At 53.1% G+C, this 15,178-nt stretch carries 13 protein-coding genes and 1 riboswitch; of the genes, 6 read left to right on the top strand and 7 right to left on the bottom strand.

Annotated elements, in window-relative coordinates; genetic code table 11:
• Nucleotides 1-22: 22 nt before the first annotated feature.
• Nucleotides 23-493 (top strand): DUF1456 family protein, encoded by a 471-nt coding sequence (locus tag DD606_RS14020; RefSeq protein ID WP_003859267.1) that lies wholly within the window; start codon nucleotides 23-25, stop codon nucleotides 491-493.
• 109 nt (nucleotides 494-602) lie between these two features.
• Here DD606_RS14020 and metG read toward each other — a convergent pair whose 3' ends face one another.
• Entirely contained in the window at nucleotides 603-2,636 is a 2,034-nt protein-coding gene (gene metG, locus DD606_RS14015) for a methionine--tRNA ligase (RefSeq protein ID WP_023324959.1), read from the bottom strand.
• A 137-nt stretch (nucleotides 2,637-2,773) separates the two neighbouring features.
• Between metG and apbC the strand changes: the two genes are divergently transcribed.
• Nucleotides 2,774-3,883, top strand: coding sequence for an iron-sulfur cluster carrier protein ApbC (apbC, locus tag DD606_RS14010; RefSeq protein ID WP_003859263.1), 1,110 nt, complete (start codon nucleotides 2,774-2,776; stop codon nucleotides 3,881-3,883).
• Between the two features lie 89 nt (nucleotides 3,884-3,972).
• On the opposite strand, the gene DD606_RS14005 is transcribed toward apbC, so the two are convergent.
• Both DD606_RS14005 and DD606_RS14000 read right to left on the bottom strand, forming a co-directional pair.
• Complete coding sequence (locus DD606_RS14005; protein WP_032609688.1) at nucleotides 3,973-4,452, bottom strand: GNAT family N-acetyltransferase; 480 nt, start codon at nucleotides 4,450-4,452, stop codon at nucleotides 3,973-3,975.
• Complete coding sequence (locus tag DD606_RS14000) at nucleotides 4,403-4,735, bottom strand: RcnB family protein (protein WP_003859260.1); 333 nt, start codon at nucleotides 4,733-4,735, stop codon at nucleotides 4,403-4,405. The genes DD606_RS14005 and DD606_RS14000 overlap by 50 nt, the downstream gene beginning before the upstream one ends.
• A 480-nt stretch (nucleotides 4,736-5,215) precedes the next feature.
• Here DD606_RS14000 and DD606_RS13995 point away from each other — a divergent pair, with 480 nt between their 5' ends.
• Genes DD606_RS13995 through DD606_RS13985 form a run of 3 tightly spaced genes read left to right on the top strand, consistent with a single transcriptional unit; the run spans nucleotide 5,216 to nucleotide 9,002 of the window.
• Entirely contained in the window at nucleotides 5,216-6,355 is a 1,140-nt protein-coding gene (locus tag DD606_RS13995; protein ID WP_039268970.1) for a polysaccharide export protein, read from the top strand.
• Entirely contained in the window at nucleotides 6,355-6,804 is a 450-nt protein-coding gene (locus DD606_RS13990; protein ID WP_023314531.1) for a phosphotyrosine protein phosphatase, read from the top strand. Before DD606_RS13995 ends, DD606_RS13990 begins: the two co-directional genes overlap by 1 nt.
• Nucleotides 6,804-9,002: a polysaccharide biosynthesis tyrosine autokinase gene (locus tag DD606_RS13985; RefSeq protein ID WP_058648596.1), complete on the top strand. Its 2,199-nt coding sequence runs from the start codon at nucleotides 6,804-6,806 to the stop codon at nucleotides 9,000-9,002. Before DD606_RS13990 ends, DD606_RS13985 begins: the two co-directional genes overlap by 1 nt.
• Nucleotides 9,003-9,046: 44 nt before the next feature.
• On the opposite strand, the gene DD606_RS13980 is transcribed toward DD606_RS13985, so the two are convergent.
• The 4 genes from DD606_RS13980 to DD606_RS26460 form a co-directional block, all read right to left on the bottom strand.
• On the bottom strand, nucleotides 9,047-10,513 hold the full coding sequence (locus tag DD606_RS13980; RefSeq protein WP_003859252.1) for an aspartate aminotransferase family protein: 1,467 nt from the start codon (nucleotides 10,511-10,513) through the stop codon (nucleotides 9,047-9,049).
• Nucleotides 10,514-10,531: 18 nt separating this feature from the next.
• Nucleotides 10,532-11,908 carry a diaminobutyrate--2-oxoglutarate transaminase gene (locus tag DD606_RS13975; RefSeq protein WP_015572345.1) on the bottom strand — a complete coding sequence of 459 codons (1,377 nt, stop codon included), beginning with the start codon at nucleotides 11,906-11,908 and terminating at the stop codon, nucleotides 10,532-10,534.
• A gap of 311 nt (nucleotides 11,909-12,219) precedes the next feature.
• Nucleotides 12,220-12,663: a hypothetical protein gene (locus tag DD606_RS13970; protein WP_058656758.1), complete on the bottom strand. Its 444-nt coding sequence runs from the start codon at nucleotides 12,661-12,663 to the stop codon at nucleotides 12,220-12,222.
• 184 nt (nucleotides 12,664-12,847) lie between these two features.
• Nucleotides 12,848-13,912 carry a YadA C-terminal domain-containing protein gene (locus DD606_RS26460; RefSeq protein ID WP_176602803.1) on the bottom strand — a complete coding sequence of 355 codons (1,065 nt, stop codon included), beginning with the start codon at nucleotides 13,910-13,912 and terminating at the stop codon, nucleotides 12,848-12,850.
• A 606-nt stretch (nucleotides 13,913-14,518) separates the two neighbouring features.
• Nucleotides 14,519-14,615: riboswitch (TPP riboswitch) on the top strand.
• A 35-nt stretch (nucleotides 14,616-14,650) separates the two neighbouring features.
• Between DD606_RS26460 and thiM the strand changes: the two genes are divergently transcribed.
• The coding region (gene thiM / locus DD606_RS13960; protein ID WP_129258775.1) for a hydroxyethylthiazole kinase at nucleotides 14,651-15,178 on the top strand (528 nt) is incomplete at its 3' end.

Here is a 15,178-nt window from a genome sequence, read left to right as displayed (position 1 = left end):
ATCATCGACATTCGAAGGCTCTATGCTAAGTAACGATATTCTTCGTAGCCTGCGCTACACCCTGAAAGCGAACAATAATGACATGGTGCGCATTCTTGCGCTCTCCGACATGGAATCCACGTCCGCCGGGTTCGACACCTGGATGACTAAAGAAGATGAAGAGGGTTTTGTTCGCTGCCCGGACATCATTCTGTCGGGCTTTCTGAACGGCCTGATCTACGACAAGCGCGGCAAAGATGAATCTGCTCCTGAGCTGGCGCTGGAGCGTCGGGTGAATAACAACACGGTGCTGAAAAAACTGCGTATTGCTTTCTGCCTGAAAACTGACGACATTCTGGCGATCATGACCGAGCAGAAATTTCGCGTGTCGATGCCGGAAATCACCGCCATGATGCGCGCGCCGGATCATAAGAATTACCGCGAGTGTGGGGATCAATTTCTGCGTTATTTCCTGCGTGGGTTGACGCAGCGGGTGCATAACCAGAAGGGGTGATTTTTAGCCGGATGGCGGCTTCGCCTGACCCGGCCTACAAAACCCGTCGGCCCGTGCAAGCGTAGCGCCGCCAGGCAAAAAAAAGCCGGATTCTCATCCGGCTTTTTTATTACTTCACCTGCTGACCCGGCTTCGCGCCTTCGTCAGGGCTTAACAGGAAGATGTCTTTTCCGCCCGGGCCTGCGGCCATCACCATCCCTTCGGAGATGCCGAAGCGCATTTTACGCGGCGCCAGGTTTGCCACCATCACGGTCTGACGACCGATCAGCACCTGCGGATCAGGGTACGCGGAACGAATGCCGGAGAAGACGTTACGTTTCTCGCCGCCCAGATCCAGCGTCAGACGCAGCAGTTTGTCAGAGCCTTCCACGAACTCCGCGTTTTCGATCAGCGCCACGCGCAGGTCGACTTTAGCGAAATCATCAAAGGTGATGGTCTCCTGAATCGGATCGTCCGCCAGCGGGCCGGTCACCGGTGCGGCAGCCGCTTTCACCTCTTCTTTGGATGCTTCCACCAGGGCTTCAACCTGCTTCATCTCGATGCGGTTGTACAGCGCTTTAAAGGTGTTCACCTTGTGGCCGAGCAGCGGCTGCTGGATGGCATCCCAGGTCAGTTCGGTGTTCAGGAATGCTTCCGCGCGGGCTGCCAGCTGCGGCAGAACCGGCTTCAGCCAGGTCATCAGCACGCGGAACATGTTCAGACCCATGGTGCAGATCGCCTGCAAGTCGGCGTCGCGACCTTCCTGTTTCGCCACCACCCACGGCGCCTGCTCGTCCACATAGCGGTTGGCCACGTCTGCCAGCGCCATGATTTCGCGAATGGCTTTACCGAATTCACGGCTTTCCCAGGCTTCGCCAACCGCAGCGGCGGCGTCGGTGAAGGTTTTATACAGCTCAGGATCGGCCAGTTCGGCAGAAAGCACGCCGTCAAAGCGTTTGGCGATAAAACCTGCGTTACGGGACGCCAGATTCACCACCTTGTTGACGATGTCCGCGTTCACGCGCTGCACGAAATCTTCCAGGTTCAGGTCGATATCGTCGATGCGGGAAGAGAGCTTCGCGGTGTAGTAGTAGCGCAGGCTGTCCGCGTCGAAGTGGTTCAGCCAGGTGCTGGCCTTAATAAACGTCCCGCGAGATTTAGACATCTTCGCGCCGTTCACCGTTACGTAGCCATGTACGAACAGGTTGGTCGGCTTGCGGAAGTTGCTGCCTTCCAGCATTGCTGGCCAGAACAGGCTGTGGAAGTAAACGATGTCTTTACCGATGAAGTGATACAGCTCGGCATCGGAATCTTTCTTCCAGTATTCGTCGAAGCTTACGGTGTCGCCGCGCTTGTCACACAGATTCTTGAAGGAGCCCATGTAGCCAATCGGCGCATCCAGCCAGACGTAGAAATATTTGCCCGGTGCGTTCGGGATTTCGAAGCCAAAGTATGGCGCATCGCGGGAGATATCCCATTGTTGCAGACCGGATTCGAACCACTCCTGCATTTTGTTCGCGACCTGCTCCTGCAATGCACCGCTGCGGGTCCACGCCTTCAGCATTTCGCTGAACGACGGCAGGTCGAAGAAGAAGTGCTCGGAGTCACGCATCACCGGCGTCGCGCCGGAAACCACGGATTTCGGTTCGATAAGCTCGGTGGGGCTGTAGGTCGCGCCGCACACTTCGCAGTTATCGCCGTACTGGTCCGGGGATTTACATTTCGGACAGGTGCCTTTAACGAAACGGTCCGGCAGGAACATGCCTTTTTCCGGATCGTACAGCTGAGAAATGGTGCGGTTTTTAATGAAACCGTTCTCTTTCAGACGGGTGTAGATCAGCTCCGACAGCTCGCGGTTTTCGTCGCTGTGTGTGGAGTGATAGTTGTCATAGCTGATGTCAAAGCCAGCAAAATCGGTCTGATGCTCCTGACTCATTTCGGCGATCATCTGTTCCGGGGAAATGCCCAGCTGCTGCGCTTTCAGCATGATCGGCGTGCCGTGGGCATCGTCCGCACAGATAAAGTTCACCTCGTGGCCGCGCATTCGCTGGTAACGGACCCAGACATCAGCCTGGATATGCTCCAGCATGTGGCCGAGGTGGATTGAGCCGTTGGCGTACGGCAGGGCGCACGTTACCAGAATTTTTTTCGCGACTTGAGTCATAGTAGGCATTACTTCTTTTAACTGTGAAAAGGGTTTTCGATATTACCAAAAGGGGCATTATTAAGTAAGCACAAACCGCGGCCTTTCAGGTAAACTTGTTTGTCTAAGGTCTTATTCACAAGAACAAAGGAGTCGGGATGAGTTCTCAATCCCAGGCCAAATCACCGGAAGCCTTACGAGCAATGGTCGCCGGGACGCTGGCTAATTTTCAGCATCCAACCCTGAAGCACAATCTCACGACGCTGAAAGCGCTTCATCACGTCGCATGGCTGGACGATACGCTGCACATCGAGCTACAGATGCCGTTCGTCTGGACCAGCGCCTTTGATGCCCTGAAAGAGCAAACCAGCTCTGAGCTGCTGCGCATTACCGGCGCAAAAGCAATTGACTGGAAGCTAAGCCACAGCATCGCCACGCTCAAGCGCGTGAAAAATCAGCCGGGCGTTAACGGCGTGAAGAACATCATCGCCGTCAGCTCTGGCAAGGGCGGGGTGGGTAAATCATCTACCGCCGTGAATCTGGCGCTTGCACTGGCGGCAGAAGGGGCGAAGGTCGGCATTCTGGATGCGGATATCTATGGCCCGTCCATTCCAAACATGCTGGGGGCGGAAAACCAGCGTCCAACTTCGCCGGACGGCACCCACATGGCGCCAATCGTGGCGCACGGTCTGGCGACCAACTCCATTGGATATCTGGTTACTGACGATAACGCGATGGTCTGGCGTGGCCCGATGGCCAGCAAAGCGCTGCTGCAAATGTTGCAGGAGACAATGTGGCCTGACCTCGATTATCTGGTGCTGGACATGCCGCCGGGCACCGGTGATATCCAGCTGACGCTGGCGCAGAACATTCCGGTTACCGGCGCCGTCGTAGTCACCACGCCGCAGGATATCGCGCTGATCGACGCCAAAAAAGGCATCGTCATGTTCGAGAAGGTAGAGGTGCCGGTACTGGGTATCGTCGAGAACATGAGCATGCATATTTGCAGCAACTGCGGGCACCATGAGCCCATCTTTGGTACCGGCGGTGCGGAGAAGCTGGCTGCGCAGTATCACACCCAGCTGCTGGGGCAGATGCCGCTGCATATTTCCTTGCGTGAAGACCTGGACAGCGGGAAACCAACGGTGGTCAGCCGCCCGGACAGCGAATTTGCCCAGATGTATCGCCAGCTTGCAGGGCGCGTTGCGGCGCAGCTCTACTGGCAGGGGGAAGTGATCCCGGGTGAAATCGCCTTCCGCGCGGTGTAACGCCTCTGCGCGTTAGTGCCGGGTGACGGCTTTGCCTTACCCGGCCTACCTCGATTTTGTAGGTCAGGTAAGCATAGCGCCACCTGACTTTACCCAAGCCGATAGTGCATCAAATAATACTCCCCGTCCGGAGAATCTCCCGTCGCTTCAATGTGCCAGCCGTGGCGATGGTAAAACGCAATAGCCCGTTCATTCTTCACCAGACACTTCAGCGCGCCTGTACTGGTAAACGTCTTCTGTACTTGTTCCAGTAACAAATGACCCACACCCAGACGCTGATACTGCGGATCGACAAACAGGTTGTGCAGAAAATTATCGTTCGTCCAGACTGAGGCAAAGCCAAGTCGGTGCCCATCCTGCTCCGCCACCCAAATCTCTTCGTCCAGGGTTGCCGCGTCAAAATCTTCAAGCTGCCACGCAGAACTGTCCAGCCACGGCCAGGCTTCACGCCGGGCGTGGAGGAACAGCGTGCGCAGGAAAGGGCGATCGCTCTCCTGCCACGGACGGATTAGGATCGTATCAGCGGTGATAGAAAATATCTCCGTTATAGGCTTTGTAGATTTTGCCATCGGCATCGCCAATCAGAACATAATTCTCGCCCATGTAGGTCCAGTGTGTGCCGGCATCGGGCGCAGGAAGGTTACGTAGCTGGTACTGTTTGATGGTGTACTCGGGCGTCTGATACTGCGCGGGCGCGGTGTCGCCAATTTTGAACTTCGTAAAATCGGCAATAAACTCTTGTTCTTCGTAGGCCTTGATGCCGGAAGGCGCTGTCGACGCTTGCGGTGCAGCGTGCGCGGCCCCCGCCAGTGACACTAATACACCCAGAAGCAACAATTTACGCTTAGCCATTTTTTCTCCAGTCATATCGTTACTGATACTTTTTGTGTGCAGATCCGCAAACGGATGGCAGACAGTTCATTTTAAGTATCCTCACAGGGTGAGTTTGCAAAAAATGTAACAAAAGCGCACGGTTTTGTGTAGTCGCAACCGTCATTAATTATTTCTTCGATGAATAAATATTGGCTTACGCAGATAACATAATTATGGGTTTATTAATTAATTCTGAAAAAACTTTTTCAAAGCAAATTTACAAAGATCCAGGCATGCATTAAACGAATAGAACATTTAAGATTGCCCGAAACCCTCTTTCCTAATCCGTAAGTCAGACGATGCATGGCTGTAAAAGCCAGGCCGCAGGAATGCTGTGGTTTTTTAAATATTACTGCCATCACTGTTAATTAATTTAGCGGTAAGGGGTTGTTTTAGAATGGAAAGCATCATTTCGGCACGTATTCGATAATCAATACTATAAAAAGATATTTTTACTCAATGAAAAACACAACAGTCTTTTCGATATTGTTTTTAATTATTACGCCATTATCTGGCTGCGTATTTTCACCGGGTCAGCATCTGGATCTTGCTGGAAAAGAGGTGATGGCCACAGAAAATGCAAACGATCGTCTGGAGAAGCGGATTGATGTTTATCCTCTTACGCCTTCGTTAATTGAAAAATTGCGACCATCGGCCCTGAAATCTCAGGCAAATCCTAAGCTGGATGAACAGGTCAAAAACTGGGAATACCGTATCGGCGTTGGGGATATTTTGACCGTCACCGTCTGGGATCACCCTGAACTGACAACCCCGGCAGGGCAGTATCGCAGCGCCAGTGACACCGGTAACTGGGTTAATGCCGACGGTACGCTTTTCTATCCTTATGTCGGTAAATTGCAGGTGGCAGGCAAAACGGTCGCACGGGTACGCGAGGAGATCACGGCCCGGCTGAACAATGTCATTGAAAGTCCGCAGGTGGACGTCAGCGTCGCCTCTTTCCGCTCGCAAAAAGCCTATGTGACGGGCGAGGTGGTGAAGTCGGGGCAGCAGGCTATCACCAATATTCCGTTAACGGTAATGGATGCCGTGAACGCCGCAGGGGGGCTCTCTGCCGACGCGGACTGGCGCAATGTCGTGCTGACGCATAATGGGAAGGATATGCGCCTCTCGCTATATGCGCTGATGCAGCATGGCGATCTCACCCAAAATAAGCTGCTCTATCCCGGCGATATTCTGTTTGTCCCCCGTAACGATGCGCTGAAAGTGTTCGTCATGGGCGAGGTCGTTAAACAGAGCACGCTGAAAATGGATCGCAGCGGCATGACCCTGGCCGAAGCGCTGGGCAATGCGGGTGGGCTGAACCAGAATATGGCCGATGCCACCGGAATTTTTGTCATTCGTTCGCTGCCGAAAAGCGAGCGTTCAGAGAAAATTGCCAACATCTACCAGCTCAATGCTCAGGACGCATCAGCCATGGTGTTAGGCACCGAGTTTCAGCTTGAGCCTTATGACATTGTCTATGTCACCACTGCACCACTGTCCCGCTGGAATCGCGTGATATCACAGCTTGTTCCGACCATCAGCGGGGTGCATGACCTTACCGAAACGGTTCGTTACATCAGATCGTGGCCGCAATAATGTTCAAATCAATACTCGTGGTTTGCACCGGAAATATCTGCCGTTCTCCGATTGGGGAGCGGCTTTTACGCCAGCACCTGCCCGACAGACATATCGCCTCGGCGGGGATATACGGGCTTGAGGGGTGCCCGGCGGATGACAGCGCCCAGGACGTCGCCTGGCGGCATGGGATCTCCCTCGACGGTCATGTGGCGCGCCGGCTGACACGCAATCTGATGCAGGGAGCCGATCTTATCCTGGTGATGGAGCCGGAACATCTTCGCTTCATTGCGGCCATGGCGCCGGAGAGCAGGGGAAAGTCGCTGCTTTTTGGGCAATGGCTGGAGCCGCAGGATATCCCCGATCCCTACCGTAAAAGCCGGGAAGCGTTTGAATATGTGTTCGGGCTATTGGGTAAAGCCAGCCAGGAATGGGCACGTCGTTTAGGTCAGAAAGGAATGAAGCATTAATGTCGTCTTACACAACAGACAATTATGGTGCAGCGGCACCCCAACAACATGAAGTCGATCTCGTTCGTTTGCTCGTCGAGATGATCGACCACCGCACGATGATTCTGTGCGTGACATTCCTGTTCACCCTATGCGCCGGTCTCTATGCCTGGGTTACGCCCCCTGTTTATCAGGCGGATGCCATGGTGCAAATAGAAAGCAAACAGGATAACAGTCTGCTTAAAGGGCTGAGTCAGCTGGGCACCGATGTTTCGCCGGATGTTGCCCCTGAAATTTTACTGCTGAAATCACGCATGATACTCGGCGAGACCGTCGACAAATTAGGTCTGACGCAGCAGGCAAAGCAGCGCGTTTTGCCTGTGGTGGGGCGTCTCTGGCAGCGTCTGCAAGGGCGTGGGCAGGGTAAGATCACGTTAGGCGAACTCCAGATCCCGCAGGTGGAAGGCAAAGCGCAAGAGCTCACGCTGACCGTACAGGAAGCGGGAAAATATCACCTGACGGGCGAAAACATTGAGGCAGACGGTCGGGTTGGGAAAACGCTGGTCACGCAAGGGATCGTTCTGCTGGTGACGTCGATTGAGGCGACGCCAGGCACGCAATTTTCGCTTAAATCGTTGACGCGGCTGGAGACGATCAACGCCCTGAAGAAGAGCCTCACGGTTGCGGAGTCGGAGAAACAGAGTGGTATCGTGACCTTAACCCTGACGGGTGAAAATCCTGACAACATCGCCCGGGTGCTGAATGCGATTGCTGACAATTATCTTCAGCAAAATATCGCGCGCCAGGAGGCTCAGGATTCTCGTAGTCTGGATTTTTTACAGGAGCAGTTGCCGAAAATCAGAGCGGATCTGGATCAGGCTGAAGCACGGCTGAATGCTTATCGGGCGCAGCGTGACTCGGTGGATCTGTCTTTAGAGGCAAAATCCGTACTGGATCAGGTAGTTAACGTTGAGAACCAGCTAAATGAGCTGACGTTCCGGGAGGCAGAGATCTCCCAGCTCTTTAAAAAGAGTCACCCTACCTATCGTGCATTGCATGAAAAGAGACAGACCCTTGAGCGGGAACGGGATCGCCTGAATAATCGTGTGTCAGCTATGCCCTCCACGCAGCAGGAGATTTTACGCCTGAGCCGCGATGTTGAGTCGGGCCGCACCATTTATTTACAGCTATTGACGCGTCAGCAGGAGCTGAATATTTCCCGCTCCAGCGCTGTCGGGAACGTGAGGATCATTGATGAGGCGGTTACGCACCCGGATCCGATAAAGCCGCGAAAAGCGTTAATCATCATTCTTGGCGCGCTGTTCGGCCTAATGCTCGCAATGGGGACCGTGCTGGTACGCCAGGCGTTCAAACGTGGGATCACGCTTTCCGAGCAACTGGAAGCGCAGGGGCTGCCGGTTCTGGCTACGTTGCCACGTTCCCAGTGGCTGTGGAGTAAAACGCATTTGCGCAGAAAAAATCCGTTCTCTCGTCGCTGGAAACACAAAACCTCGGATGTGCCTTTCCTGCCCGTCGATCGCCCTGCTGATATGTTTGTTGAAGCGGTACGCGGGCTGCGAACCAGTCTGTATTTCGCCATGATGGAGGCTGAGAACCGCATTGTGATGATTTCTGGCCCCACTCAGGACTGCGGAAAAACGCTGGTGGCGACGAATCTGGCGGCCGTCGCCGGGCAGAGCGGTCAGCGGGTGCTGTTTATTGATGCGGATATGCGCCAGGGCTATGTTCATAATATTTTTGGCCTGGAGAACCGCTACGGATTGTCCTGCCTGCTTGAAGGGAAATGCGACTTTACGGAGGTCATTCAGCATGCTGAAAAAGCGGGAATTGACGTCATCACCTGCGGCCCGGAACCCCTGCGTCCGTTAGAATTGCTGTTAAGCGAACGCTTCCTTGACATCATGTCCTGGGTTAACGAGCAATATGACATTGTCATCATCGATACACCGCCAGTCCTGGCCGTCACCGATGCCTCGCTGGTCGCCAGAGCAGCCGGAACAACGCTAATGGTTGCCCGTTTCGATAAAACCAGCGTGAAAGAGATGGAGAATACCGTTAAACGTCTCCAGCATGTTGGTGTGAAGGTCAGCGGCACAATCCTCAACGATATTGTTAAATCCGCAGCGCTGTTTTACAGCTCGGGGTACAGCCAGTGTGACTACGGTTATGCTTCGAGGAAAAAAGGAGACAGGCGTTAGCGCGGGAAAAACAATCCCTCTCCCGGGTGGGAGAGGGATAAGCATTACTTCGCCATCACTTCCTGCGCGGTACGCTCAACCAGAGACAGCAGGACTTTAACATCCTCCAGCGTCACGGTTGGGTTCAGCAGAGTCAGCTTCAGGCAGGTGATACCGTTATGCTCGGTCACACCGACGTTTGCACGGCCAGACTCCAGCAGCGCATCGCCAATTTTCTGGTTCAGCAGGGCAATACCGGCGTCATCCATTTGCGCCTGCGGACGGAAGCGGAACAGCACGCTTGCCAGCTGGGGTTGCATCACCAGTTCCAGAGCAGACTGCTCTTTCACGTAAGCCGCAACCTGCTGTGCCAGCGTCACGCCGTGATCGATGATTGCCGCGTATTGCTCCTGACCCAGCGCTTCCAGGCTCATCCACAGTTTCAGCGCGTCGAAACGGCGCGTGGTTTGCAGAGATTTGGAGACCAGGTTAGGTACACCTGCTTCTTCATCGAACTCAGAGTTCAGATAGGCCGCCTGATAGCGCATCAGCTCATAGTGACGCGCTTCCTTCAGCAGGAACGCACCGCAGCTGATGGTCTGGAAGAACTGCTTGTGGAAGTCCAGGGTGACGGAATCCACCAGCTCGATACCGTCCAGGTAGTGACGATACTGCTCAGACATCAGCAGCGCGCCGCCCCAGGCCGCATCAACGTGCACCCAGATATTCTGTTTCGCAGCCAGCTCAGCAATAGCACGCAGCGGATCGATAGCACCCGCATCGGTCGTACCGGCCGTGGCCACAATCGCCAGGATCTGCTCGCCGTTCGCGTTGCACTGTTCGATTTTCGCCGCCAGATCGGTGAGATCCATGCGGGAGAATTCGTCCGTTTTCACCTGCACCACGGACTGGTAGCCCAGACCCATCAGCGCCATGTTTTTCTGCACGGAGAAGTGTGCGTTTTCCGAGCACAGAACGCGGATCTTACGCAGATCGCCTGTCAGACCGTCCTGCTGAACAGAATGGCCCTGACGCGCAAAGAACGCGTCACGCGCCAGCATCAGCCCCATGAGGTTACTCTGGGTACCGCCGCTGGTGAAGACGCCTGCGTCGCCAGCCTGATAACCCACGCGGGTACGCAGCCACTCGATCAGTTTGATCTCGATGATGGTTGCGGACGGGCTTTGATCCCAGGAATCCATACTCTGGTTGGTGGCGTTAATCAGTACTTCCGCCGCCTGGCTAACCACCAGGCTTGGGCAGTGCAGGTGCGCCACACACTGCGGGTGATGAACGGACAAGCTGTCTTTCAGGAAGAACTCCACGGCGCGTTCAATCGCCGCTTCGTTGCCCAGCCCTTTCGGGTTGAAATCCAGCTTAATACGGTCGCGCAGCTCCGCGACCGTTTTGCCCTGGTACATCTCAGGCTGTTTCAGCCACTGCATCACAGCCTGAGTGCTTTGTTCAATCGCCTGCTGGTAAGCTTCAATGCTCTGCGCAGAGGAGAACAAAATTGGGTTTGAATCAGACATCGTAATCAATAACTCCGGTTACGCCGGGCTAACGCCCGCAGCAAGCAGTGCCTGCTCGAATTTATCCAGGAAGACTTTCAGCTCGTCATCGCTGATCAGCAGAGAAGGCAGCAGACGCAGAACGATACCGTTACGGCCGCCACGCTCCAGAATCAAGCCTGCTTCGAAGCACTTCTTCTGAATCAGTGCAGACAGCTCGCCGTCGCCCGGGAAGCAACCCATGTGGTCAGCGGCTTCGTGCGGCTTAACGATCTCAATACCGATCATCATGCCCAGACCGCGAACGTGACCGATAACCGGATAGCGTTTCGCCATCTCTTTCAGCTGGCCTTTCAGCCATTCGCCCTGTGCGGCCACTTTACCCGCGATATTCTGGTCTTTCAGGATCTTCAGCGTCGTCAGACCGGTTGCCATCGCCAGCTGGTTGCCGCGGAAGGTACCGGTATGGTGGCCTGGCGCCCATGCATCGAACTGCTTTTTGATACCGAGCACGGCCAGCGGCAGACCGCCACCGACTGCTTTAGACATCACGATGATGTCTGGCTCGATACCTGCGTGTTCGAAGGCAAAGAATTTACCGGTACGGGCAAAGCCAGCCTGGACTTCGTCGAGGATCAGCAGGATACCGTGTTCCTGAGTGACTTTACGGATGCGCTGCAACCACTCAACAGGTGCCGGGTTCACGCCACCTTCACCCTGAACGGCTTCGAGGATCACCGCGGCAGGTTTACGCACGCCGCTTTCAACGTCGTTAATCAGATTTTCGAAGTAGTAGGTCAGCGCCTTCACGCCCGCTTCACCACCGATACCCAGTGGGCAACGGTACTCGTGTGGGTAAGGCATGAACTGGACTTCTGGCATCATACCGTCAACCGCTTCTTTAGGAGACAGGTTGCCGGTGACGGACAGTGCGCCGTGGGTCATACCGTGGTAACCACCAGAGAAACTGATGATACCGCTACGACCGGTCACTTTTTTCGCCAGCTTCAGCGCCGCTTCAACGGCGTCAGCCCCGGACGGGCCAGTGAATTGCAGGCAGTACTCTTTGCCCTGACCAGGCAACAGAGAGAGAAGGTATTCTGAAAACGCGTCTTTCAGCGGCGTGGTCAGATCCAGGGTATGTAACGGCAAGCCGCTGGTAATGACATTTTGGATGCTTTTCAGCACATCAGGATGATTGTGGCCAAGCGCCAGGGTGCCTGCGCCAGCTAAACAGTCAAGGTATTCTTTATTATCTGCATCGGTGATCCACACGCCTTCTGCTTTTGTGATCGCTAAAGGCAGTTTGCGCGGATAACTCCTGACGTTAGATTCAAATTCGGCCTGACGGGCCAGATAGGTTTCGTTGCTTTTGTGGGCATCTACGGTGTCAATACGGACTTTATCCGTCATCATATCACTCCTACAACCGCCGCTTCGTTATGAGCCACGATTGAATAAAAAGTTAAAAAACAGATGGGGCCTGAAAAAAACGCCGCCAATATAGAGCCTTTTGTCACCGGGCTCAATGGTTAATTTGTTTACTGTTTTGTGACACAGGGCACAGGGCAGGGAAGAACGCCGTTTGTATGGGGAAGATTGCACTTTATGCTAAATAAAAACAGCAGCTTACGTATGATTTGTCAGCATTGTAAAATCAGACAAAAGAGTGTGACAAATCGTGCGATTGGCAGGCGAAAAGGAGGCAGAGAGCCTCCTTACGCTGTTTATTTCTGACTAACGCGTAAAACGCCGTGTTCGCGTCCCTTCGTTTTATTCCATGACGCGTCCGTAATACCGTTTTCATCCAGGCTTATCGATATCACAAAACCGTTACCATGGATCTCATAGAAATTCGCATTCAGACGTTTAACGCTGGCTTTTTTGCCGTTCACGGTAGCGCTAAAAAAGCCGTTAGAAAGCGTGGCGTTAACCGTATCCGACGAGAACGAGGCTTCACGCAGGGGATCGTGAACGGATGCCGTTGGTTCGTGTTGTGCCGTGTTTTCCGCTTTGGTTTTGCTGACATCGCAAGAGCCATCGCCAGCGCTAATTTGCGTGCATCCCGAACGTTCTAATTGAGCGCGATAATGGTCGTTTATGGCGTGCGCAGGCGAGACACAACCTGCAAGCACGGTACCACTTATGACTAACATCATTAATTTTTTCATTTTATTGCCTTAAAAACGACACAAATACCAGGAGACATACATCACGCCGATCCAGATCCCGACCGAAATCAGCATTAGATACAGGGCTACCGAAATAAAAATATATTTAGACATCTTTTTGTATCAACGAAATGCTCATCCGCAAAATGAGGCTTTATACTTGTCCCGACGATTGTTTTACGCTTTAAAAGCCCATACCAATCCCAACCGAAGCGCCCATATTATTCGCAGTGTCATCTGAGAAGCTCACTTTCGCGATGACATGGGAATTAAAGTTAACGGACGCACCGACAGCAAGCGCGCTCTCACCGTTGTAAGTCGCACCACCAGCAGAGAACATGACGCGCTGATTGGTTTGCACTTGTGGCAAACCCGCCATCGCCATCGCCCCTGAAATACCGGCATTAGCCTGCTTCTTATTATTGTCCACTTCATCACGCAGAGATTTAAATTGCTGGCTGGTGTTAGTATTCATTGCCTGTAATGACTGCCTGGTGGCTTGCAGATCCTGCGTGGCGGCAGTAACAGCCATGCTATTTTTAGCGACCTTCGCCTGGGTAGCTGTATCCAGCTGTCGTTGTGTCACGGTGGTTGTCACACCATCTTTACCGTTATGACCGTCTGCACCGTCGCGACCGTTTCTTCCCGCAATGCCTTGTGCGCCAGTATCACCCTTATCACCTTTCATACCTGTCGCGCCAGCATCGCCTTTTTCACCCTTCGCGCCAGTTACACCGGTATTCCCTTTATCACCCTTTGCGCCAGTCGCACCGGTATCCCCTTTATCACCTTTCGCTCCATCTGCACCGTTGATGGGTTTAGGTGCATTTTCGAGAGCAGTAAGGCGGCTATCCTGAATATTATCGACGTGTTGAAGGTTGATAATGGCTGTGCCGTTAGTCGCCACACCCTGTAAGGCCGTCTCACTTTTCAGACTGGCGGTATCGGCAAGTGCGCCAGCAAGCAACGCTTTATGATGTGCGTCGTTAGCCATTTTATCCACGACTAACACGCCCAGTTTTGTGGACTGAAGGTCGTCGTTAACCTGCGTTAAGCGGTTATCCGTTGCGCTATCACGGTTAATACTATCAGCGTTGTTTTGTGTAATTTGATCCTGATGGTCATTTACAATATTAGTGATTTGCTGATCGTCCCAAACCGTATTCGCGGCTTCAGCCTGGCTCATTGTACCCGCTAAGACAATGCCCATTACAAAAATAGCAGTAAAATTTTTATTCATAGATTTCATTTAAAAAGCTCACATCATTAATTATCGAAAGTACTGAAGCTGAACAGCTTTATTTTTTGGATTTAAAAAACGGTTGAAGGTTGTCTAAATCTTATTTAGTAACGCGAGTGAACTATCAATTAAACGCAGACCAATGATGTTGATCTAAGTCATAAATACTATGAATAGTTCCGAGGGCGTAAAAGTCATTTTGCGGTTGTTATTAATGTAAACATTAAAGTGAAAATGACGAGGGAAATGAGAGGGTCAGATTAAGTAATTGACAGAAATAAATTTCTGCAAAATAAATGTTTACATTGATGCCTGAGTTTATTTCATACGAAAGCAGGTGGGCTGTCTTATAAAATCACTCCCGGTGAGTCATTATGGATAAAAATAAAATTTCTCAGCACAGAAAGTGAATATTATATTTAATGAGTTCTTAACAAATATGGCGGGATAATTAACTGAACAATAATGTATACATATTGAGCGTAGTTAATATCTTGTCGTTTATTGTTCGTTACAGGGGGTTAACGGACAGCCCAAAACTCCTTGCACCCGGGTTACCCCCCGGTTACACTACATGACTACGAAATGCCATTTTGTAAGTAACTGTTTTATAAGTAATTTGACTCGGGGTGCCCTTCTTTGTGAAGGCTGAGAAATACCCGTATTACCTGATCTGGATAATGCCAGCGTAGGGAAGTCAGATGCCTACCCGGTCATCGCTTCTTCACGCACGGCAGGAGCGAAACCATGCAGCCTGACCTGCTCGACTCACACGTTTTACATCAATTCCGAACCCGTTCCCCGCTCACGCATTGTATGACCAACGATGTCGTGCAGACCTTCACCGCCAACGTGCTGCTCGCGCTGGGCGCTTCCCCGGCAATGGTGATCGAAGCCGAGGAAGCGGAACAGTTTGCCGCGCTTGCCGATGCTCTGCTCATCAACGTGGGTACACTCACCGCACCGCGCGCCCAGTCGATGCGTCGGGCTATTGAGAGCGCTGTAGCCGCGGGCACACCCTGGGTTCTGGATCCGGTTGCGGTTGGCGCGCTGGCGTTCCGCACCCGTTTTTGCCAGCAAATATTATCCCTTAAACCTGCGGCCATTCGTGGAAACGCCTCCGAAATCCTCGCCCTTGCCGGAATGAGTGCGGGCGGGCGCGGGGTTGATTCCACCGATACGGCAGCGAGCGCGTTGACCGCTGCGCAGACGCTCGCCCGTCAGACCCATGCCGTTGTGGTCGTCACAGGAGAAGTGGATCACATCACTGATGGT

It is taken from the genome of Enterobacter cloacae complex sp. GF14B (genome assembly GCF_004136805.1).
Lineage (GTDB): Bacteria > Pseudomonadota > Gammaproteobacteria > Enterobacterales > Enterobacteriaceae > Enterobacter > Enterobacter hormaechei_C.
This window is presented reverse-complemented; position numbering and strand designations above follow the sequence as displayed.